General features: G+C 43.1%; 20 protein-coding genes. 2 read left to right on the forward strand and 18 right to left on the reverse strand.

The features are described from left to right. Positions 1-37 precede the first annotated feature (37 nt). Complete coding sequence (locus ID12_RS01130) at positions 38-406, forward strand: hypothetical protein (protein ID WP_007500307.1); 369 nt, start codon at positions 38-40, stop codon at positions 404-406. Positions 407-448: 42 nt separating this feature from the next. Here the strand turns inward: ID12_RS01130 and liaR are convergent, their stop codons facing one another. The 7 genes from liaR to ID12_RS01165 form a co-directional block, all read right to left on the reverse strand. Next, positions 449-1,084: a two-component system response regulator LiaR gene (liaR, locus tag ID12_RS01135; RefSeq protein WP_007500305.1), complete on the reverse strand. Its 636-nt coding sequence runs from the start codon at positions 1,082-1,084 to the stop codon at positions 449-451. Beyond that, positions 1,081-2,145, reverse strand: coding sequence for a two-component system sensor histidine kinase LiaS (gene liaS, locus ID12_RS01140; protein ID WP_007500303.1), 1,065 nt, complete (start codon positions 2,143-2,145; stop codon positions 1,081-1,083). Before liaS ends, liaR begins: the two co-directional genes overlap by 4 nt. Beyond that, on the reverse strand, positions 2,142-2,906 hold the full coding sequence (gene liaF / locus ID12_RS01145; RefSeq protein ID WP_035389364.1) for a cell wall-active antibiotics response protein LiaF: 765 nt from the start codon (positions 2,904-2,906) through the stop codon (positions 2,142-2,144). The genes liaS and liaF overlap by 4 nt, the downstream gene beginning before the upstream one ends. A gap of 30 nt (positions 2,907-2,936) precedes the next feature. Further along, entirely contained in the window at positions 2,937-3,806 is an 870-nt protein-coding gene (liaG, locus tag ID12_RS01150; RefSeq protein WP_046527522.1) for a LiaG family protein, read from the reverse strand. A 111-nt stretch (positions 3,807-3,917) separates the two neighbouring features. Further along, positions 3,918-4,583 carry a stress responsive protein LiaH gene (gene liaH / locus ID12_RS01155; protein WP_017359269.1) on the reverse strand — a complete coding sequence of 222 codons (666 nt, stop codon included), beginning with the start codon at positions 4,581-4,583 and terminating at the stop codon, positions 3,918-3,920. A 15-nt stretch (positions 4,584-4,598) separates the two neighbouring features. Continuing rightward, on the reverse strand, positions 4,599-4,994 hold the full coding sequence (locus ID12_RS01160) for a hypothetical protein (protein WP_050826601.1): 396 nt from the start codon (positions 4,992-4,994) through the stop codon (positions 4,599-4,601). A gap of 165 nt (positions 4,995-5,159) precedes the next feature. Beyond that, entirely contained in the window at positions 5,160-5,729 is a 570-nt protein-coding gene (locus tag ID12_RS01165) for a cob(I)yrinic acid a,c-diamide adenosyltransferase (RefSeq protein ID WP_025207953.1), read from the reverse strand. Between the two features lie 189 nt (positions 5,730-5,918). On the opposite strand from ID12_RS01165, the gene ID12_RS01170 reads away from it, so the two are divergent. Next, on the forward strand, positions 5,919-6,665 hold the full coding sequence (locus ID12_RS01170; protein ID WP_017359266.1) for an SDR family NAD(P)-dependent oxidoreductase: 747 nt from the start codon (positions 5,919-5,921) through the stop codon (positions 6,663-6,665). Positions 6,666-6,899: 234 nt separating this feature from the next. On the opposite strand, the gene pdxA is transcribed toward ID12_RS01170, so the two are convergent. From pdxA to ID12_RS01225, 11 genes are all read right to left on the reverse strand, one after another. Beyond that, positions 6,900-7,904 carry a 4-hydroxythreonine-4-phosphate dehydrogenase PdxA gene (gene pdxA / locus ID12_RS01175; RefSeq protein ID WP_050826602.1) on the reverse strand — a complete coding sequence of 335 codons (1,005 nt, stop codon included), beginning with the start codon at positions 7,902-7,904 and terminating at the stop codon, positions 6,900-6,902. After that, on the reverse strand, positions 7,880-9,226 hold the full coding sequence (locus tag ID12_RS01180; protein ID WP_050826603.1) for a four-carbon acid sugar kinase family protein: 1,347 nt from the start codon (positions 9,224-9,226) through the stop codon (positions 7,880-7,882). The genes pdxA and ID12_RS01180 overlap by 25 nt, the downstream gene beginning before the upstream one ends. Positions 9,227-9,251: 25 nt before the next feature. Beyond that, entirely contained in the window at positions 9,252-11,036 is a 1,785-nt protein-coding gene (locus ID12_RS01185) for a sigma-54-dependent Fis family transcriptional regulator (RefSeq protein ID WP_186306170.1), read from the reverse strand. Between the two features lie 146 nt (positions 11,037-11,182). After that, positions 11,183-12,358, reverse strand: a complete 1,176-nt coding sequence (locus tag ID12_RS01190) for a sialidase family protein (RefSeq protein WP_050826605.1) — start codon at positions 12,356-12,358, stop codon at positions 11,183-11,185. After that, positions 12,358-13,761 carry a sodium:solute symporter family protein gene (locus ID12_RS01195; RefSeq protein ID WP_025207958.1) on the reverse strand — a complete coding sequence of 468 codons (1,404 nt, stop codon included), beginning with the start codon at positions 13,759-13,761 and terminating at the stop codon, positions 12,358-12,360. Before ID12_RS01195 ends, ID12_RS01190 begins: the two co-directional genes overlap by 1 nt. Positions 13,762-13,832: 71 nt before the next feature. Further along, entirely contained in the window at positions 13,833-15,005 is a 1,173-nt protein-coding gene (locus ID12_RS01200) for an iron-containing alcohol dehydrogenase (RefSeq protein WP_050826606.1), read from the reverse strand. Between the two features lie 4 nt (positions 15,006-15,009). Then, positions 15,010-15,912 (reverse strand): 4-hydroxy-tetrahydrodipicolinate synthase, encoded by a 903-nt coding sequence (gene dapA, locus ID12_RS01205; protein ID WP_017359260.1) that lies wholly within the window; start codon positions 15,910-15,912, stop codon positions 15,010-15,012. 179 nt (positions 15,913-16,091) lie between these two features. After that, positions 16,092-17,378: a heme ABC transporter ATP-binding protein gene (locus ID12_RS01210; protein ID WP_017359259.1), complete on the reverse strand. Its 1,287-nt coding sequence runs from the start codon at positions 17,376-17,378 to the stop codon at positions 16,092-16,094. Further along, positions 17,375-18,433 (reverse strand): FecCD family ABC transporter permease, encoded by a 1,059-nt coding sequence (locus ID12_RS01215; protein ID WP_017359258.1) that lies wholly within the window; start codon positions 18,431-18,433, stop codon positions 17,375-17,377. The genes ID12_RS01210 and ID12_RS01215 overlap by 4 nt, the downstream gene beginning before the upstream one ends. Continuing rightward, positions 18,399-19,349 (reverse strand): ABC transporter substrate-binding protein, encoded by a 951-nt coding sequence (locus ID12_RS01220; RefSeq protein WP_048002136.1) that lies wholly within the window; start codon positions 19,347-19,349, stop codon positions 18,399-18,401. The genes ID12_RS01215 and ID12_RS01220 overlap by 35 nt, the downstream gene beginning before the upstream one ends. Positions 19,350-19,520: 171 nt before the next feature. Next, the gene (locus tag ID12_RS01225) at positions 19,521-20,912 is read right to left on the reverse strand and encodes a glycoside hydrolase family 28 protein (RefSeq protein WP_048002135.1); all 1,392 of its coding nucleotides are present in this window, start codon (positions 20,910-20,912) and stop codon (positions 19,521-19,523) included. Positions 20,913-20,927: the final 15 nt, after the last annotated feature.

Raw genomic sequence — 20,927 nt, forward strand, 5'->3', positions numbered from 1 at the left:
AGTATGTTAAAATGGTAAGAAAAAAAGGGTGTCAATCATGAAACGAGCTTTACTTTCGGCCGGCATTCTATTTTTGATTCTAGGAATACTTCTGTTAGTCGTGGTATTCATGCAATCAAAAGAAGATTTCTTCATTGAAGCCGACAGCTTTTCAAGCACATTTTTGATCGTGATTTATTATGGACAAACCCCTGCGCTCCTTCTGATTGGAGGCGGTTTATTTGTTGGACTTTCACAGATCATTGATTTGCAAGAGAAAAAAGCGGCAGTGGCAAAGGAAAGCGTCAAACTGCTTTCCGAGATGAAGAAAACCCTGGAAGACAAATCGGCCGAGGAGCAGGAGGCTTTTCCAGTTCCTGAGCTCCATCAACTATCCGAACGTCCAATCACAGGACAGAAGGACTAATTTTGCGCATGTTCCAGCAGCTTTCATTTGAAAGCTGTTTTTTTATTGAATCAGCTTATGGCGATGTGCATACACGGCTGCTTGTGTGCGGTCTTCTACATCAAGCTTGGAAAGAATGTTGGTAATATGCGTCTTGACTGTTTTGATGGTAATAAACAATTCCTCAGCAATGACCTTATTCGATTTCCCATCGGCAATCAGCTTTAATATTTCCATTTCTCTTGCGGTTAACGAATCGTGTAAAATGGACCCATTTGATGAATGGCGGAGTTTGTTCATGACCTTTCCAGCTACTTTTGATTCAAGTCTTGGTTCGCCGATACTCGCAGACCTGATGGCATCAGCAATTTCTCCTGCTTTCGATGTTTTTAAAAGATAGCTTAAAGCACCAGCCTCAATCACTGGATACACTTTATCATCATCAATAAAGCTCGTCAGTACAATAATCCGGGCATCCTCTATTTCCTGACAAATTCTTTTCGTTGCTTCGATGCCATCCATGCCTTCCATGACAAGGTCCATTAAAATCACGTCTGGCTTTAATTCAACCGCTAGTTCTACACCTTTTTGTCCATCTGACGCTTCACCGATGACTTCAATATCCGCCTGTGCCTCTAAAAAAGCAGCAAGACCCATTCTCACCATTTCGTGATCGTCAATTAAAAGCACTCGAATCATCGAACGTTCTCTCCTTTTCCTTCATCAAAAATGGGAACCTTCACATCAATTTGTGTGCCTTTTCCCTCAAATGACATAATCTCTGCGACACCGCCTACTTCACTTGTTCTTTCTCGTATCGATTCAAGTCCGTAGGAAGCAGTCTTCACATGATCTGTTTGAAAACCAATCCCGTTATCAATTATTTTCAGCTGAACTTGACGGTTTCGAATGAGCAGACGCACTGTCACCTTTGTCGCCTTTGCATGCCTAAACACATTGGAAAGGGCTTCTTGCACAATTCGGAACAGATGGTCCTCCACCCCTTTAGACAGCGGAGCATCATCTTCTATTTCCCAATCAATATCAATTGGCTGCTTTGCCTGAAATTCATTGAGTAGCTCAATCAAGCCTTTTTTCAAGTCTTTTCCTTCAAGGGTGATCGGTCTTAAATGCAGAAGGAGTGCACGCATCTCATTTTGTGCATCGCCAGCCATTCGTTCCACAAGACGCATTTGCTTTAAAATCTTTTCATCCTTTTCCTTCATCCCTTCAAGAATCGCAGACGTCATCATCGAAATGGCGAATAGCTGCTGGCTGACTGCATCATGCAGCTCACGCGCTAGACGCTGACGCTCTTCTGAGACAACCGATTTTTTCATTTGAACCTGCCATTCAGCTCGCTCATTTGAGAGCTTTTGTAAGGAGGCTACTTGCCCTTCCACTCGTTTCGCCATTTCATTTAATTGATCTGCCGCCAAACCAATTTCATCATCACCTAGAGAAGGCAGTCTATAGGCAAAATTCCCATTTTCAAACTTCAAAATCGACTCTACAAGCTGATCCAGCCGCTTCTTATGCTGATAGCCAAACACATGCCCCGCTGATACACCAATGGCGAGACTAATAATGAGCAAAATACAAAAAAACGGGATGCCGAACCACCGCGTAGACAGCAAAATCATGGGATCAAGCTGATAATAAAAAAACATCGGGAGTGTCGTCATGATGACAACACCAAGCGAGATACCGACTGCAAGACGAACAGATTGCCACTGGATGCCTAAATGCAGTTTCCTCATAAGTACCTCACATCCACATCCCCAATCAGGAGAGAAATGGAGATTTTCACTTTTCGCTTGCTCTCATCATAATCATTTGTCATGACATACACTTTACTGCCGAACCCACTTCTTTTTTCATCAATGATTTTCATATCACCAATTGCAGCCGAAGCACTCACACATACTTCAATATCCTGAGGTACATAAATATCGACATCTCCAATGAGCCCACTAATGACGATCGTGCTCTCTTCCTCAGCAATAATCGCCTTTGATAAGTCGATTTTGACATCGCCAATAAAACCTGAAATGGTCAAATCACTTAATTGAAATGGTTTTTTCATCAGCCTGACTTCACCGATAAAGAAATCATGTTCTTTGCGCGGCTTTGCCTGGCTTTTTGTTTTCTTCTGATCGCCCTCTTTTTCAAGATTGACTTTCAGTGAAGGCTTTCCATCGTCTGATGAATCCTTTTTATCGACATCAAAAACAGGTTTGTTTTTCAATAAACGATAGCCCGCATAGATCAAAAAGGCAGCAAATAAATACCCAGTCAAACTAAACGTGATATTTAGTAGAAATTTCAAGAAGAGAAAGCCTGCAAAAATATAGGAAACCGAACCGAGCCAACGTTTAGATCGAGAGTGCAGCCAATAACCAAATAGAGCAAAAAACACTGGCCAAAATAGGTCTGCCCCAATCCCAATAATTTTGAGAAAAAGATTAATACCAAAAATCACCACAATGATGCCTAAAATTTGATTTCTAGAAAAACGCAGTTGACTCGCCTCCTTCCTTTTTTCGTTTGTTTACCGCAATTTTAAGTTTCCGCTTGTCATCTCAATATCGACTAAGTGTGTCCCTTTCCCATGCGTGCCTGTAAAACCTCGGCCTTCACTATCCGCTTGGTCAAAATCATACGAATGATCAATACGTCCACTCGTTTTTTTCACTTGAACTTTGAAATCTCCCTCATCTGGCAAGTTCAATTTCGCACTGCCTGATGTCATGTGAAAGTCGACTGGTGAATCAATTGTATCAAAGCTTGCTGTCAGCCTGCCGCTTGTCATGCCTAATTGCAGCTTTCCTTTTACATCTTGAATATCAGCACGACCAGAAGTGGCACCAATATCACTTTCCTTCGCATCAATATGAGACACTGAAAGTCTGCCAGAAGTCGCTTTGATTTCCACACGATTTGCTGAGAAGTTCTCAGCTGTGAGGTTTCCGCTCGTTGATTTGAGCGTCACATCTTGAAGAGACAGCTTTCCTTCGCCATTTACTTCGCTCACGCCGATTCCACCTGTTATTTTCACATCTTTATGATAATCTGTTGGAATTTTGACTAAGAGTTCTCCTTTTTCAAATGCAGAGAAAAACAAAAATCCTTTATTTTCAGCACGGACTTTGAATGTTCCGCCTGTTTGTTCAGCATACATTTTCCCTTTTCCATTCACAACCATCACAGAAATATCCGAACGATCTTCCGGCTCCACCTTGATGCGAAATCCAGAAAGAGAGATATCTAATTGTTCAACCTCATCCTTTTTCGCTGAAGCTGTTGTGACCGCTTTATCACGAGAAAAGCTCAAATGAAAGAGATCTCCATTTTTGAAAAGCATCCCAATCATCAAAAAAACACCAACAAGTATACAAATTAGACCAATGAACCGTTTCATTTATATCATCCCTTTATCCTTTGACCTTTTTATTATAAGGAAAAGCGAAACAGAAAGAAATCAAATAACGGAAGAAAAATCCTGTTTTTCTTCCGTTTTGACACATTTCCATTAGTTTGCCGGCTGTTTCTCAAGCTGCTTTGATCGTTGAAGCTTTTGCCATTCCTTTTCAACCTCATCAGCGTAATCAAGATGAGCATATGCACCCTGATCAGCAAATTGTGCATAGCTGCCCGCTTTTGTCTCCATTTCCTCTATACGGTTCTCCATGCGTAGAAATTCTTTATAAGCACTTTCACTATCAACTTTATTCATAGATTCATTCATATGCTGCTTTGCCTGTGCGGCATTGGCTCTTGCAATCAGCGCTTGCTTCTTGTCTTTAACATCACGCAGCTTTGTTTCTAGATGCTGCAACTGTTCTTTCAGCTCTTTCAGCTGTTTAACAGATTGCTGATAGGCATCTTGATATTCATTGTGCTTTTCTTCAAAATACTTCATTTCAGTCAGTGCTTTCCGTGCAAGTTCTTCTTCTCCTGCATGAAACGCCAGCTCCGCCTGTTTCTTTCGCTTATCAGCAAATGCTTCTGTCTCTTCTGCTTTTCTCAAGAAACCTTGCTGAATGGTTTGCTGTTTGATAATCGCATGTTTCGCTTTGGCAATATCGTCCTCCATATCACGAACATATTGATTCAGCATGACACGCGGATTCTCCAATTTATCTAAACCTTCATTGACTGTTGCAACAAACATATCACGTACTCTTCTTAATACCATTTCATATTCCTCCCTTTATTTTTTCTTTAAAAAGTCTTCCCATTCTTGATCAAATGTCGTGTGCATGGGTTCTTCCATGTTCGGTGCCGTGTTTGGCTCCATATATGTTGTTCTGCCGGATGATTCCTTAGCAGATTCACCATTGATCATCTTCCAGCCAAAGTAGAGAAGTACTCCAGCAAATGCGATTCCGAGTAAAAATGGCAGCGACTGTGCGACGAGCAATACACCGATAATAGTGAGTATGACCCCTGTTGTTTTACTGCCTTTATCATATTTTTTGACACCTACATAAATGAGCCACGCCCCAATCAAAGTCGGGATCAGCCCGCCCAATGAACCACCAAAGAAGATGGATAAACCGATGAACATCAGGATTGAACCGATGATGGTTTTACTTGTGATTTTCATCTTCATGCCTCCTTTCTTGCTCCTTGCTTTAACTATAGTCAAAAAAGGAAGCCGGCAAAACGTGTCGTAGATTGATCTTTGGTTGCGACCAGAGTCGTAACATGGCTCAGACTGAACGGTTGAATCTATAGAAAAAGCACTCTTCGACTAGAAGAGTGCTTTTCCTCATTTAGAACGAAACACGTCTGCACTTCGTTCATATTCAACATCCGCTTCACCAAGCCGATGATTCACAATACGGGCGGCAGCAAATAAATAATCGGATAGACGGTTCACATATGTGAGCGTAACTGCTGGAATTTCCTCCTGCTTTGCGAGTGTCACAATATGCCGCTCGGCTCTCCTGACGACTGTTCGCGCTACATGTAAGAGGGCAGCACCTTCCTGGCCGCCAGGTAAAATAAATTTAGTCAGCGGCGCGGCTTCTTCTACATACACGTCCATTCGCTTTTCAAGGACTGTGACAGATTCTTCTTTTAACTTGCCTTCTTTCGGTGGTTTCACCGCTGCTAAATCACCGCCGCAGTCAAACAGTTCATGCTGAATGACCATTAGCTCAGATAGAATATCTTGAAACAATTCGCCATGCTGCCTTAAGTTTGCATGGGCTAGTCCAATCAAACTATTCGCCTCATCTAATGTACCGTACGCTTCTACTCTTGCGTCATCTTTATCAGCCCGCCCGCCAATCAAGCCTGTTTGACCTTGATCTCCGGTTTTTGTATAAAGTTTCATTGAGGTTCCCCCTTATCCATTGCTTGTTCCTTTTAGTATACCCTGAAGTGGAAAAGATGTATTTGTTTTATTATGAAACACTTTTATTCAAAACCTCTTCATTCCCACTTTATATGTTGAATGATGAAACATCACATTTTATAATAAATGAAAGCGCTTTTTAATTATGACAGATAGGTGGGATGATAGATGACTTTACAAAACAAAGTAGCAATCATTACAGGTGCAAGCAGAGGGATTGGGCGCGCCATTGCGGAGGCATTTGTCTTTGAAGGAGCTAAAGTGGTGCTGAACGGAACGAATGAAGTGCTATTGCAAGACGTTTGCTCCTCTCTAAATAAAGAAGAGACACGCGCTGTTTCTGTCGCTGGTGATGCTAGTTTACCAGCGACAGCTGCCTCCCTCGTTGAGAAGGCAAAAAACCATTTCGGACAGATTGATATATTGGTCAACAATGCTGGGATCAATTTGCGGAAATCAACAGTCGATACATCTGTTGATGAATGGAAAAGACTAATTGATATTAATTTGACGGGTACGTTTCTCATGTGTCAAGCAGTCATTCCTGACATGATCAAACAGCAAGGCGGGAAGATTGTCAACATGAGTTCAACTACTGGCAAAACCCCTCATCACAATGCATCACCCGCTTACGGCGTTTCAAAGGCAGGTATCAATTACTTAACGATGCATCTTGCCAAAGAATTAGCAGCACATCACATTCATGTAAATGCTGTCTGTCCTGGGCCAATTGAGACAGACATGAGCAAACAGTGGAGTGATGAATACCGTAGATCTGTTTTAGAAAGAATTCCTCTGAAAACAATTGGAACACCGCAGCAAGTCGCAAACGCCGTCACCTTTTTAGCCTCTGATCAGTCAGATTTCATCACAGGGGAAACCATCAATATGAATGGCGGAACGTATATGAACTAAAGAAAGAGCCTCCATTGGAAGGCTCTCAGATTGTTGACAAAGGGTTAAAATGAACTTTATTTTAACCCTTTGTCTTCTTTTCAGCGTGATAGAAAACCTCTGCAGCCCTAGGAAGGACGAGCATCGGCGCGGAGCGAATTTGACATTCGTGAGCACCGAAGCGCAGGACTGACAACGAATGCGAGGGTTTGTCTACACGCTGAGAGCCTCCATTGGAAGGCTCTTTCTCTTTTACTATCGGTTCTCTCTCGTACCAGAAAGCATGATTGCCTGCCGAATGGCTTCTTCCATACTCGCAGAATCAGCCTTTCCTGTTCCTGCAATATCAAATGCCGTCCCATGATCGACACTTGTACGGATTATAGGCAATCCAACTGTAATGTTCACGCCTGATTCTAAGCCAAGCACCTTGATTGGTCCATGCCCTTGATCATGATACATCGCCACAACAATATCAAAGTCGCCTCTTGTCGCCCTAAAGAACAGTGTATCAGCTGGTAGCGGGCCAAATACTTGAACCCCTTCATCCTGTGCTCGTTCTACCGCTGGAATGATCTTCTCCTCTTCTTCTCCGTTTCCAAACAGACCATTCTCCCCGGCATGCGGATTAATCCCGCACACAGCAATTCTAGGTGCAGGGATACCAGATCGAACGAGGGTATCATGAGCCAGTTTAATCGTTGTGTATACACGCTCAGGATTGATTTTTAAGATGGCATCCATTAATCCGATATGTGTCGTCACATGCACCACTTTTAAATTAGGAGCTGCCAGCATCATGGCATAATCGTCCGTACCTGTCAGGTCAGCTAAAATTTCTGTATGCCCTGGATACATATGACCAGCCTTATGAAGTGCTTCCTTGTTTAACGGTGCTGTACAAATGCCGTCAATTCTACGGTCATTCGCAAGTGTAATGGCTTTTTCAAGATAGCGAAAAGCGGCATTCCCTGCTTCTTTTGAAATCTCTCCTACTGGAATATCACTTGTTAATAGATGAAGATCAAGACAAGGAACGGTACCAGCTTTTACTTGTTCCGCTTCCTCCGGTTCTTTAATACTGACAATCTCCACATCTGTATTCACAAAATCTTTCGCCCTATTTAATATATGGGTGTCTCCAATGACAAATAGAACGGCTTCTTCATGTAAACGGCTTTGCTGGAAGGCTTTTAAAATAATTTCAGGACCAACCCCAGAAGCATCTCCCATCGTTACAGCAATGATTGGTTTTGCCATTCGTCTACCCCCTCTATGTTTTTCAACACTTCAACCGCATGGAGCACAGAATCTTTTTGACCATATGCCCCTGCTTTTGTGACCGCATATACACTCGTATCAACGAGCCGCCCAAGCGGGATGCCGGGTTCAATTTCTTTCAACAGCTGAATCCCGCCTGCTCCAAGCTCATGGCATATCGCACGCGCCGTATCTCCACCAGTTAAAAAAAGGCGTTTCACCCCTGTTAATTCAACAATGTCTTTTGTGATCTTACCAAGACAGACAGATAAGGTACTTCCTACTTCTTGTCTTGTCATGCCATTCGCTTCACCGTATGCCAACATCTGTTCAACCATTTCTGGCCTTGCGTCTGTATAAAGGAGAATATCTTCATCCTGACGCATGAGCAGCTGATCCATAACTGATTTCCTTTCCCATGCTTCACGGCCATTTAATACATTCAACGGGTTCACTTTCACCTCGAGACAATCGTGCTTTTCTCTTAAAAAAGCAAACTGCTCATTTGTTTTTTGAGAAGCACTTCCTGAAACGATGAGAACAGATTCATGCTTTTTTGCACGAGAAAGATTGCGGTGTTTCGCAACATAGGATGATAATGCGCCAGCGAGTCCGGCTGACCCGACCCAAAGCACTCTTTGATTGATCTTCATAAACAAATCAACGATCTGTGTTAAATCATGGTTCGTTTCTGCATCACACACAAACCATTGATGACCATGTTTTAATAAAGATGAAACGTCATGACTCGTTTCGTTTAGCTCTGAATAGATCGCTTGCTGCGAAAGATGTTTTGGCTTGATGTTTGTCTGCTCGTCAATTAAGTCTGAAATACTGGATGTCAGGACAGGCGTTTTTGGGTCCTTCGCTGCTTCTGATAGATGAACAGGCACACCCTCCACATAATGAATGCCATAGGCCGTAGATCTATTCGCATCGGGGTAAGCGGGGGCAATGACTGCCGCATCAAACCGGCCAAGATCCATTAGTGCCTGAAGCTCTACTCCTATATTTCCTCTTAACGTTGAATCTATTTTTTTAAAGAAAAGGTGCGAATCCCCTTGTAGAAACGGCTGAACCACTTGACTGACCTCATTATACGCTCTTTCAGAAGACATACTTCGCGAGTCTGTATCGACAATCAGTACATCTTCCTCCTTGTACCGGCTCATATCCTCAAATGTCGGCTGGAACAGCACAGAGGCTTTTAAACCGGCCTTCACAAATTGAACACCTGTATCACTTGCGCCTGTTAAATCATCAGCCACAATGATCACCTTTTGCTCTAAGTTCGCTCCTTTTTTTAATAGATCGTTTGTCATTTAGACACCTCGGTCTCATTGCATATTATTCCTTTAGCTTTCTCCACAGCGTCGTGCGGTTAATATTTAGCCGCTTTGCTGCTTTTGATTGATTCATATTTTCTTCTTCCAGCACCGTCCGAATGATTCGTCTTTCAATCTCGTCAAGCGTGCCATGTAAATAGCTGGACAGCTGTTTTTCTTCATTCTCAGAAGCAAGTTGCTCAATTGCCGGCTTTGCTTTACTCAACGTGATATATCCACTTTTTGTTGTCAGCACCAGTTCTTCCATAATCCGCTTGAACTGCCGGACATTTTCTCTAAATCGCTCGTTTTGAAAGGCGGCAATCACTTCTGCTGACAGCCCAACAACCTGCGTCCCATAAAGAGAATTTAATTCAGCTATAAATAACCGGCTCATATCCTCAATATCTTCTGCCCGTTCAGATAACGGCGGGACATGAATGACGAGCTCCTGCAAACACGTATATAGGTCTTCATGAAACGCCCCAGATTGCATCAATTTGAACAAATCAACTGTAGATGCAGCCATCCAGCGAATGTTCTGCTGATGATGAATAAGCTGCTCGGCCATAATGGGCTGCATAGCCATTGGGACACGATCAATATCCTTCAGAAAGATCGTCCCTTTTTGATGCACCGGAATTATGTTTACATCATCTAATTCAGTCAAACGGCTGCAATGCACCGTCATAAAGCTCTCATTTTTCCTCTCGCTCATTTGGTGAATAGCAAAAGCAAGGCTTGATTTACCAGTTCCTTGTTCACCATAGAGACAAATCGATCGATCTGTTTGGCTGAACGCCTTTGCCCTTTTAATCACATCTTTCATATTTGAACTCTGCTCAGTAAAAAGAGCAAATGGATGTGCTGAATGAACAGGTGCAGCCAGCGTCCATATACGCTGCCCCTCCCTATTAATCACAGCAGAAGGCTTCTCAATCGTCAAAAGTAGCTCACCTTTAGATAATAAGCTTCCTTTGACATGCCACACTTGCTGCTGAAAGGAGATTTGAGAATATCCATTTTGTTTTCCTTCTCGAACTGCTTTTACTGCTGGTTCAAGCGCCGGGCACCAATCCATCACATCAACATGAGACGTAAACGGTGCAAATAACCCTTTTTCTGTCCATTCTTTCATTTGCTGATTGATAAAATAAAGCTGATTGTGCTGATCAATGATCAGCATCCCTTTTGACTCTTGGTCAATCATTTCACGAAAGAGGCGCTGCTCAGCTGTCGCCTCTTTATATAAACGGTACATTTGTTTTGCTTGATGAAACGCTTCTTTGACAGATTCACGTCCTGAGGTAATGAGCATGCTTTGCATCCCAAGCTCCTTGGCCGCTTTATCTGTAACCACATCACCCAGTACAACCTGTGTCCCTTGCTCCTGTAACTGCTGTAAAAGATCCCACACTTCTTCCTCTTGCTGTATTGTATAAATATCAATTTTGATCCCGTATAACTCTCCGATGGTGCGTACACCTTGTGTAATATTTTCAAATCCAACTACTGCTTTTTTCCCTTGGTAATCTTTAATCAGCGTCAGGGCACGAAGCAAGTCGTAGCCTGACACAGGTATATCCACCACTGGAATGTTGACGTGTTTTTGAATAAGCGCAGCTGTCCCCCCGCGGCTCATAATAATATCCATTCCTTGAGCCTCGGCCTGTTCTGCCAGTGCAACACCAGACCTAAGATCTCCGACTTCAAGCTGGAATGTGATGCTTTTTTCGTCTTTGGCAAGGTCGATTAATACATCGCCTAATCCTTTATACGGCGCAATACCTAATACTTTTATATTCATGAAAAGGACCCCCATTTTTTATCTCTTCATCGTGAGACATACGTTGAGGGAGTCCAAATGTTAGCAAATTGAGACAACCCTCCAAACATCAATTATAAATGAAGAAAATGAGGGTTACAATTCACGGAAACACTGATCCCTTGCGGTTAAGACGTGTGATGAGTCCATTCTTCTTTCACACACACATACTTGATGGCCTGCCGGTAAAAAGTAAACGCAATGTGCAGGCTCCCATCTTTTCCTTCTGTGATGGATGGATAGGAATACTCTCGATTCAATTTGTCCTTTGAGTTGTTTGTCATGGCATATCCATCGCCAATTTCAAGGTTACGTCTGACGGGCCATGTCGCACCGTCATCCGTCGAGATGGCAAGTGTCATTGGCGCACGCGGTGTTCCCCAAAAGGCTGGACGCGCCTCTGTATCAACAGCCGTTCGTGTATCGCCTTCATCCTCAATTTCATCATACAAGGACGCTCTTCTTTCTGTTTGATCATCCGCGTTGATATGGTTATAAACGAGGGCAAGATGACCATTATGGAGCACCGTAAATTGAATGGATGAGTTATTGTTTGGCAGCTCTGTTGCTCTTGGCTCAGACCATGTCCGTCCATGATCCACTGAACGGCTCATATAAATCGAATCAGCAAACCGGCTTCTAAAGAGGGCAAGCAGGGAACCATCCGCACATTTTCCGATATTCATATGAACACAGCCAGTACTGTTGGGCACAGTGACCTCTTCCCAGGTCTTCCCTTGATCTGAGGAAATCTTCACAGCACTGACATCACGGTTTCCTGTCCATTTTACGCCAGGAATCGTTTTACAATAGAACACCGGAAGGAGCCAATCATCATTATCCAATACAACAATAGGCTGTCGTATAAACGTCCCCGGCTGATCAAATAAAGTACCAATCTCTCCCCAAGTCTCTCCTCTATCCTCCGATAAACGATATCTCACAAGAGCTGTATCTTGATTGCCAGAAAGTTGTGCTGTATAAAGCAGCCACAGCCTGCCATCTTTCTCTTGAAAAAGAACTGGATTTTGTTCAGATCGTGTAGAATTATCAGACAGCTTCACAGTTTTCGTCCATTGATTACTTCCTTGCTTGAGCCTTGACATATAGATAGAGATATCAGGAATTCCTTCTTGCGTACCGCCAAACCATACACACAGCAAATCTCCATTATCCAGTTCGATGAGATTAGCCGCATGGTTTTGCACGCAATCTGTTGGTAAAAAGGCTTCTTTTCTAGCTGCGTCTTGTTCATTTTGTCGCAATTTTCCATCTATTTTGATCATGATGTCTTCATTTGTCATCATAATTCTCCTTTCAGTGATTGATCCTTTTTAGCTGGCGGGCTGATCCATCGATCCATCACCAGAACTAGGAAAGGAATGATAATGGCCACATACATATTATCGATTCCAAATGGATTATCGAGTAAATACCACACCGTCGTGGCGATGCCTGAAGCGGCAAGACCAATGGTTGCTCCTCTATTTGAATTAAAGTATGGCAAGTAAAAGCCCATTGCTGCTACAACTGCAATCGATGTTCGAAGTGCTCGTGTAAAAAAGGAAAGTGACAGCAACTCTGGTGCAAGTGCGACCCCCACAAGCGGCACAATCCCAACCATGACGGCTACATACCGAGTCACCTTCATACGCTGCTCTGGTGATGGTTTCTTTTTCGGTACATAAAAGTCATCAATAATCAACGTGGTTGTAGCAAGTGCAACCGTCGAGACACCAACAAAAATGGATGCGACAAGCGATGTTGCCACAATAGCGCTCAAAATCGGATTCATATGCTGTAAAAAGACAGGGAAAGCATAAATAGGGTCAATGTCTGGATACAAATAACGGGCTGCGACACCGATGATCCCGATCGCAATGGCAAGCGGCAAACAAAGGAGTGCTGCATACAGGGTCGATTTTTTCGCTTCTCGCTCACTTTTCGACGAGGTGATCGCTTGAATGATAAACTGCGTCGCAAAAATGGCCCCCATGTTTCCTATAAACCAAGCTCCAATCGTTCCCCAACCGATGGTCCCATCCCATGTAAAGAAATGGTCGGGTAATGTTTGTTTCATTGGCTCAAAGCCTTTTGTTAAATAAAGGGCTACCCCTAGTGTAATCAAAATCCCCGCATACTTCACAATTGAATGAAGGATCGTGACCCATGCAACCCCCTTCATTCCTCCGAAAGTAAAATAAAATGTACTCACAACCGCCGTGATGATGGCACAGGTCATTAAAGGAAGACCAAGAATGGATGCAATGGCAGCTGAACCACTTAAATAGTTTCCTAGATTCACCAAGAGCAGGGCTGCAATCATAATGACAGAGACAACAAGCTTTGTTGATTTCCCAAATTTTTGATCAATAATACCTGAAATCGTGTATTGTCCTGTTCGATAAAACTTTCCCACTAAGAAAAAGGAAAAAATAAAAAAGGCAATAGCAACTGTGATAACAGACCATGAAGCGGAAAGCCCGTGTGTAAAAGCAGATTCAGCTGTTCCGACAGTTGACTTCGTCCCAATGAATTCACTCATTAACAAAATACCGACCACAATAGCTGGAAGTGACTTAGCGGCATTGTTAAATTCTGAGTTAGACTTACTACGGAAACGCATCGTCAGCCAGGTCGTAAACAGAATATAGAGAATAATGACGATTAAAATAAATGTGATGACAGAACTACTTAAGACATTCACTTAAAATCCCCCTTTGTGTGCAAGCCGTATGAAGCAACTTCTCATGTCCCATCCCAGTGACGTATGAAGTGTTAAACGTGGAGCAGTTTCATGTAGATCTGTTCAATATCAGAGACAGACATCGGCTTCGGGTTGTTATCCATTAATCTCTTCACCTCTGAAGCAGCTTCAGCAAGTACCGGCACATCTTCTTTTGACACGCCGAAGGCTTTGAGTTGTTGAGGAATGTGTAAATCCGCTGTCCACTCTTCAACTTGACGAATCACTTGCTCTGCAAGCGTATGCTTTGAGCCTTTCTCTTCGATCCCTATCACTCTAGCAATATCTTCAAGACGATCTTTGATATGGTCTGCATTAAACGCCGTGACATGAGGAAGCAGCATGGAATTAGCGACACCGTGTGAAATTTTGAATTTCCCCCCTAACGGATAAGCCATTGCATGAACAGCAGCGGTTCCGGCACTTGTGAGCGCCATCCCGCCATACATGGCACCAACCAGCATATCTTCCCTTGCTGTCATATTATCCCCGTGATGATAGGCCTCCTGAATACTTCCTGAAATGAGCCTCATCGATTCGAGTGCAAACATATCACTAAATGGATTGGCTTTATTTGAAATATACGATTCAAGCGCATGCGTAAACGCATCCATCCCTGTAGCTGCGGTAATGGCTTTTGGCAATTTGAGTGTCAGTGAGGGATCTAAGATCACAAGATCAGGCAAAAGGTATGGGCTGACCATGCCAATTTTTAATTCTTTTTCCGGAAAGGTAACAATCGCGTTTGGTGTCACTTCTGATCCCGTACCTGAGGTTGTTGGAATGAGAATCGTTGGAACTCCTCTTTTTTTAACAAGGTTCGTGCCAACGAGATCAGAAATTGGCTGATCATTCGTCTTTAGAACGGCTAATATTTTGGCCGCATCCAGCACACTCCCGCCACCAATCCCAATAATGGCTTCATGCTCCCCTTTTAAAAATGTCTGGAATACGTCCTCGATATTTTCTTCCGTTGGTTCAGGCTTAATCTCTGTGCTGATCTCACTCGCAATCCCTTTTTTCGCAAGTTCTGTTTTGATTTGATCTGCGTAACCAAGAGATACGATGGATGGCTGCGTTAAAATAAAAATCGATCTCAATTTGCTAAGTCCTAATAGCTCTAGTTTCTCCCCAAGGAGCTCTAGAGAGTGGGCGCCAGAAACAATGTGTGATGCCGTTTGAAAGTGATAATGTGATATTGTCATCTCTTCACGACTCCTTTGCTGCTTTTGCTTGTATCCGATAATTCTCCATCATGTTCATCACAGCTTCTAAAGCCTCGCCGGATAATGCTTTGACCGGGCTTTTTGGCGGACCTACAGGAATCCCTGAAAGTTCAGCTGCTTTTTTCAAAGGTGCTGGTAACGTTCCTAATGTGAATGTCGCTCTTAACGGCTGCAGCTGCTGCTGACATTGCTCACTTTGGTCAAGATTTCCTTGCTGAAACGATTCATAAATGCCAACGACGGTTTTGGGAAGCACATTTGCCGTTGCCGCCACTGCACCTGTTCCGCCTAGCTTCAATGTCTCTAAAATGAGGGAATCCGTTCCTGCAAGCACGACAAACTCTTCATCCTTTGTGACATCGAGATACGCTTTGATATTGGCAATATCTCCACTACTGTCTTTAATACCTAACACATTCGGTAGGACGCTGAGCCTTGCAACCGTCTCTGGCGCAAGTGACACACCTGTTCTTGATGGAATGTTATAAAGTAAAATGGGGATGGTCACATTCTCTGAAATATGACGAAAATGCTCATACAGCTCCTCTTGTGATGGCGCAACAAAATAAGGGGTGATAACCGACAAGACATCTACGCCTAAATCTGCGAACATGTTTGACAGCTTAATGGTTGCCTTAGTGCTATTCTCACCTGCTCCCATGTATACAGGCACCCTGCCGCCCGCAGCCTTTACAACAGTTTCAGCAATTTGAAGCTTTTCTTCCTCTGAAAACAAATGAAATTCGCCGTTTGTCCCTAAAGCAAAGATGCCGTGCACACCTGAGTCGATTAAATGATCAATAAGTTGCTTTGTCACTTCTGGATGAAAATGCTCTTCTTCTGTAAGCGGTGTCAAAATAGCTGGAATGATTCCTTGAATGTTCAAATGATCCTCCCCTTCCGGTTGTTGCATTTTTAAACAATTAATTATTAAAACGCTTTCATGATTCTTATTATAAAAGCAATATGATTTATTTAGCAACACATTTTTCGTTTTTTTCAAATATTCAGTGGATGACATAAGTAGATGTTGATGTTTTCAACAAAAAAAGCGAACCAGCCGGTTCACTTTTTCATAGCATTCAATGTATGAAGAAGACGCTTCACTTTCTGTCTGACTCTTTCATGTAAATGAGCAGTATGCTCCTTTTCTTCTGCATTGGCAGCAGCGATACAAAGATGATGTACCTGGATACTTGTCTCTTGTTTAATGAAGTGCATCAGCTCGCCCATCAGCTGGACAGACGCACCATCTGATATCGTTCCTTTCAGCACAAGCCAAACGGACAGCTCTCCTTCTTGATGCATCCCATAAAGAAGGACATCTTCATCATCATCTTCAGCGGCGTATTGCTTCGGCCCATCAGATTGACCAAGAAATAAGTACCCTTCCTCATCATCCAGCATGTCTTGGAGTGCTTCAGTTCCCGTTCCAAGGGACCGTGTCCAAAAGAAGCCCCCGCTTTTCTCATGTGATGAAAGGATGCGCAACGGATGATGAGTAGAAAATGTCATTCCTTTTGCGCCATATGTTTTCCACCCATCCGCTAAGTTCAACCTTGAATGTTCAGAGATGGACGCAGGTTCAATTACCAGCTGAGGGTTTGCCCGCAGTGGATGTTGGAGAGGTGTTACATCTGTTTCATACACCCGGTTCACCCGTTCGGTGGTCAACACATGATGCGGTTCTCCCAGCATGTCCGTCTTTCCTTCATTCAGCAAAAGCAAACGGTCACAATACAAACTGGCAATGTTCACATCATGAAACACACCGATCACCGTTAAGTTAGAGGAAGCGGTCTCTTGTTTAATCAAATCGAGTAACTCTTTTTGATAAGCTAAATCAAGAAAACTGGTTGGTTCATCCAGCAATAAATAGTCAGGGCACTGAGCCAGCGCTTGAGCTAAGTAAACCCGCTGCTGTTCTCCACCGCTTAACTCATGGATGGATTGATCCTTAAATTGCGCAATATCTGTTTGGTCCATCACCTTGCTGACAATCTCGATATCTTCTTTCGTAACAGATTGCAGCCACCCTTTCTGATAAGGATAACGCCCAAACTGGACCGTTTCTTCCACTGTAAATGAAAAGGCTTGATCGGTCTTCTGAGGGAGAACCGCCAATTTTTGCGCAAGTGCCTTTGGGCGGTAGGATTGAACTGGATGACCACTTAGTGTTACTTGGCCGCTCTCAGGTGCTAAAATACCTGCGATCATTTTAAGTAGCGTCGTCTTACCGCTCCCATTCGGACCAAGGATGCCGAGGAATTCCCCTCGCTCCACTTCAAAACTCACGCCGTGAATGACCTCTTTTTCACCATATCCTCCTCTAACTTCCTTCACTTGAATCATAGATGCGTCCCTCCTCTATATCTGCGGATGAGGATGATGCCAAAGACAGGAGCACCAATTAACGCCGTAATGATGCCAATAGGCAATTCAGTCGGTTCAATGATCGTACGGGAGAGCACATCTGCTAAAACGAGAAAGGAAGCACCATTCAGCATCGACAAAGGCAGCAAATGACGATGATCCGTAATGGATAAAAGACGGATAAAATGTGGAATCACCAGTCCTACAAATCCGATCGTTCCTGACACAGCCACCGCACTTCCAGTCAGAATCGAACCAGCAAGCAACACCACATATTTGCTCCGTTTCACATGCACCCCTAACAGTTTTGCCTTTTCTTCGCCATATGTCATCACATTTAAATCTCTTCCCATCAGGATGAGTGCAAATGTACCAATGAGGAAAAAAGGAAGGAAAAGAGCAATATATCGCCAGCCTCTCATAGACACACTGCCTAGAAGCCAATGAATAATCTCTTTTAAATCATCACCTGTTAACGCAATCATTAATGAAATGAGCGCTCCTAAAAAAGAGCTAAAGATGACCCCCGTCAAAATTAAAGAAGAAATGCTCATTCCTCGGTGAACCAGACGGGCAAAAAAGAGGACGAGACATAGTGTGACAAGCGCTGTTGTCATACTCAAAAAAGGCAGTGTAAAACTGCCAAGCAAAGGAAACTGCAAACTGAAAAACAATGTGGCTACAGCCCCCACAGATGCCCCTTGAGATACCCCAAGTGTATAAGGGTCAGCGAGGGGATTTTTTAATAAACCTTGAAAGGCTGCACCAGATAACGCCAGAGCTGCTCCGACTAACGCCGCTAATATCACTCTCGGCAGCCGGATATTCATCATAATATTGCGGTCAATTGCATCAATGGTTCCGGCCTGAATTCCAAATACTTCATGAACAAAGATCCGAAGTATAGAAGGAATGGGAATCCCTAAACTGCCAAATGAGATTCCCATTCCAATGCTCACCACAAGAAGTAAAGCACTTGCTGTGTATGCGATGATGATTTTATTTGAACGTGTCAGGATAGATGCTTTTCGCAAGAGCCTCCACTCCTTCAACCAATCGCGGTCCCGGTCGTGATGCCAGATCCGTATTCAATTGAAAGACTTGTTTTTCTTTGACTGCTTTGATCGCCTTCCAGCCGTCTCTTTTTTTCAGATCAGCTAAACTTGCGCCATCAATCGTAACAATAGCATCAGGATTTCGTTTAATAATTGATTCTTCCGTCATTTGCACCCAGCCTATTTGGTCGCCAGCAGCATTTTTTGCATGAATGACAGACAACATTTCGTCCATAAACGTTTGTTTACCTGTTGTATAAATTTCAGGCGCACCTGATACTTCGACAAAAACTGTTTTTTGTTTGTCTTTGGAGATGGATTCTGCTTGTTTTTTGATGTCATTCAGTTTTGATTTCATCTCATCTACAAGCTTCGTTGATGCCTCTTTTACGCCAGCTGCTTCACCAATCATATTAATAGACTTATACACATCTTTGAAGGAAGCTGCATCATTAACAGTCAGCACTTGAATACCTGCATCTTCAAGCTGTTTAAATCCGTCTTTTGAGCTCATTTGTGATGCATGTGCTAAGACAAGATCAGGCTTTAAGGAAATAACCTTCTCTACATTGAAATCAAGACCGCCAATCTTCTCCACCTTTTCTACTTCCTTTGGATAGTTGTCAAAGTCTGATCTACCAACGATTTTATCTCCAAGACCAAGGGCATAGGCAACCTCTGTATTACTTGGAATTAACGAAACAATTCGTTTAGGCTGTTCTTTGATTTCAACTGTTTTACCAGCTGCATCTTTGATGGATACAGGAAATGCTGCAGCCGCTGTCTCTTTAGGCTTTGAACTGTTTGTTTTTTGGTCCGTTTCCGCACCTGCACACCCTGCTAAAACACCGATCACAAGTAACAATGATAGCCAAATACCAGTTAACTTTTTCATCAATAAACCCCCTGCTTTATGTACTGCTTGACGTCATCTCTTTCGTCAATTCTTTTCTAATTTCGGGAATATTATACTACAGTGCAGATAGGTTGTATATGTGATTCCGAATACGTCTTGTCTGTCCTTGTAAAAGAAAAACAGCCTTTGACGTGGCTGTTTTCACTTCCGCTATTGGTTGATATGTTCACCATTAATGACAACTTTCTGAAATGAAGGAGATACTGCATGTTCCAATGAAAGAGGGTACGTGACATCCTCAATGACACAGTCTTTCATTTTAAAGTGTGTGACCGGGGAATGTGAGTATGCGGCGATCTTGACACCATATCGCCCTCCGCTGCTTTTTAATCCTTCTACTTCAATATGACGGACTACAGGTCTATGCGGACCGGCATCCCCTTCCTCATACATCATGTCGATACAGACCACCTCATGCTTTAAGCTTTTCACTAGATTGTTTTTAAAATAGATGTGTTCAATGGTACCGCCCCTGACAGAGTTGGTCTTAATGCGCAATGCCCTGTCGAGGTTCGGACTGTCCATGACATTATCCTCTGCATATACATACTTGACGCCTCCAGAGATTTCACTCCCGATCGTTACTCCGCCATGACCATCACGCATCGTATTTCTACGAATGACGATATTTTCAGATGGAACACCGATTCTCCGGCCGTCCTCATTTCTGCCCGATTTAATGGCAATACAATCATCGCCATTATCAAAATAACAATCTTCAATGAGCACATGTCGGCACGACTCTGGATTCACACCATCTGTATTTGGGCCATGACCGATGATATTCACCCCACGGACGATGACGTTTTCACTTAACACCGGATGGACTTGCCACATCGGTGAATCCTTTACTGTTACTCCTTCAATGAGAATGTTTTGGCAATTGTATGGCTGGATAAAGCTTGATCTTAAATAATGTCCTTCGCCAAACACCCTTTCTTCCACTGGTATTCTTTTTTCAGCCATTTCAAAAAGAAGCTGTCGATCCCGATCTTGAGAGGGTTGACCATTTGTTCCATACTTCCAAGGCCACCAGTGGTGTTCATCGCCCCTCCCGTCCAGCGTGCCTGCTCCTGTAATCGCGATGTTTTCTGCATGATGGGCATAAATAAGTGGTGAATAATTATAAAGCTCAATTCCTTCATATCTTGTTAGAACAAGTGGGAGATAATCACGTGTATCTTGGCTGAAGCTCACATAGGCGTTTTCATGAAGATGAAGCTCTACATTGCTTTTCAATTCAAGAGCGCCTGTCAAAAATGTCCCTTCAGGAATCAGCACACGCCCTCCTTTCAAACGATGTGCATCATCGATGGCAGACTGAATAGCATTTGTCGAAAGCTCTATCCCTTTGTTATCTGCACCATAATGAATGACATTGAATTCACGATCTGGGAACTTTGGCGCTTTTATCTGCTTTAACACATGATCTATACCATCTGTTTCTTTGTCTTTTTTCCCTTGCTTTGCTAAACGTGCGAGTCCAATTCCTGTTAGTACTGTTCCTGCTGTCACATACATCAAATTCCATTTTTTAGACATTTCCTCATCCCCCAG

The sequence above is a fragment of the Bacillus altitudinis genome (assembly GCF_001191605.1).
Taxonomy (GTDB): domain Bacteria; phylum Bacillota; class Bacilli; order Bacillales; family Bacillaceae; genus Bacillus; species Bacillus altitudinis.

Excerpts from the sequence above, each read along its gene's own strand:
- ID12_RS01130 (WP_007500307.1), top strand. The coding sequence starts at position 38 with ATGAAACGAGCTTTACTTTCGGCCGGCATTCTATTTTTGATTCTAGGA.
- liaR (WP_007500305.1), bottom strand. The coding sequence starts at position 1,084 with ATGATTCGAGTGCTTTTAATTGACGATCACGAAATGGTGAGAATGGGT.
- liaS (WP_007500303.1), bottom strand. The coding sequence starts at position 2,145 with ATGAGGAAACTGCATTTAGGCATCCAGTGGCAATCTGTTCGTCTTGCA.
- liaG (WP_046527522.1), bottom strand. The coding sequence starts at position 3,806 with ATGAAACGGTTCATTGGTCTAATTTGTATACTTGTTGGTGTTTTTTTG.
- liaH (WP_017359269.1), bottom strand. The coding sequence starts at position 4,583 with ATGGTATTAAGAAGAGTACGTGATATGTTTGTTGCAACAGTCAATGAA.
- ID12_RS01160 (WP_050826601.1), bottom strand. The coding sequence starts at position 4,994 with ATGAAAATCACAAGTAAAACCATCATCGGTTCAATCCTGATGTTCATC.
- ID12_RS01165 (WP_025207953.1), bottom strand. The coding sequence starts at position 5,729 with ATGAAACTTTATACAAAAACCGGAGATCAAGGTCAAACAGGCTTGATT.
- ID12_RS01170 (WP_017359266.1), top strand. The coding sequence starts at position 5,919 with ATGACTTTACAAAACAAAGTAGCAATCATTACAGGTGCAAGCAGAGGG.
- pdxA (WP_050826602.1), bottom strand. The coding sequence starts at position 7,904 with ATGGCAAAACCAATCATTGCTGTAACGATGGGAGATGCTTCTGGGGTT.
- ID12_RS01180 (WP_050826603.1), bottom strand. The coding sequence starts at position 9,226 with ATGACAAACGATCTATTAAAAAAAGGAGCGAACTTAGAGCAAAAGGTG.
- ID12_RS01185 (WP_186306170.1), bottom strand. The coding sequence starts at position 11,036 with ATGAATATAAAAGTATTAGGTATTGCGCCGTATAAAGGATTAGGCGAT.
- ID12_RS01190 (WP_050826605.1), bottom strand. The coding sequence starts at position 12,358 with ATGACAAATGAAGACATCATGATCAAAATAGATGGAAAATTGCGACAA.
- ID12_RS01200 (WP_050826606.1), bottom strand. The coding sequence starts at position 15,005 with ATGACAATATCACATTATCACTTTCAAACGGCATCACACATTGTTTCT.
- ID12_RS01210 (WP_017359259.1), bottom strand. The coding sequence starts at position 17,378 with ATGATTCAAGTGAAGGAAGTTAGAGGAGGATATGGTGAAAAAGAGGTC.
- ID12_RS01220 (WP_048002136.1), bottom strand. The coding sequence starts at position 19,349 with ATGAAAAAGTTAACTGGTATTTGGCTATCATTGTTACTTGTGATCGGT.
- ID12_RS01225 (WP_048002135.1), bottom strand. The coding sequence starts at position 20,912 with ATGTCTAAAAAATGGAATTTGATGTATGTGACAGCAGGAACAGTACTA.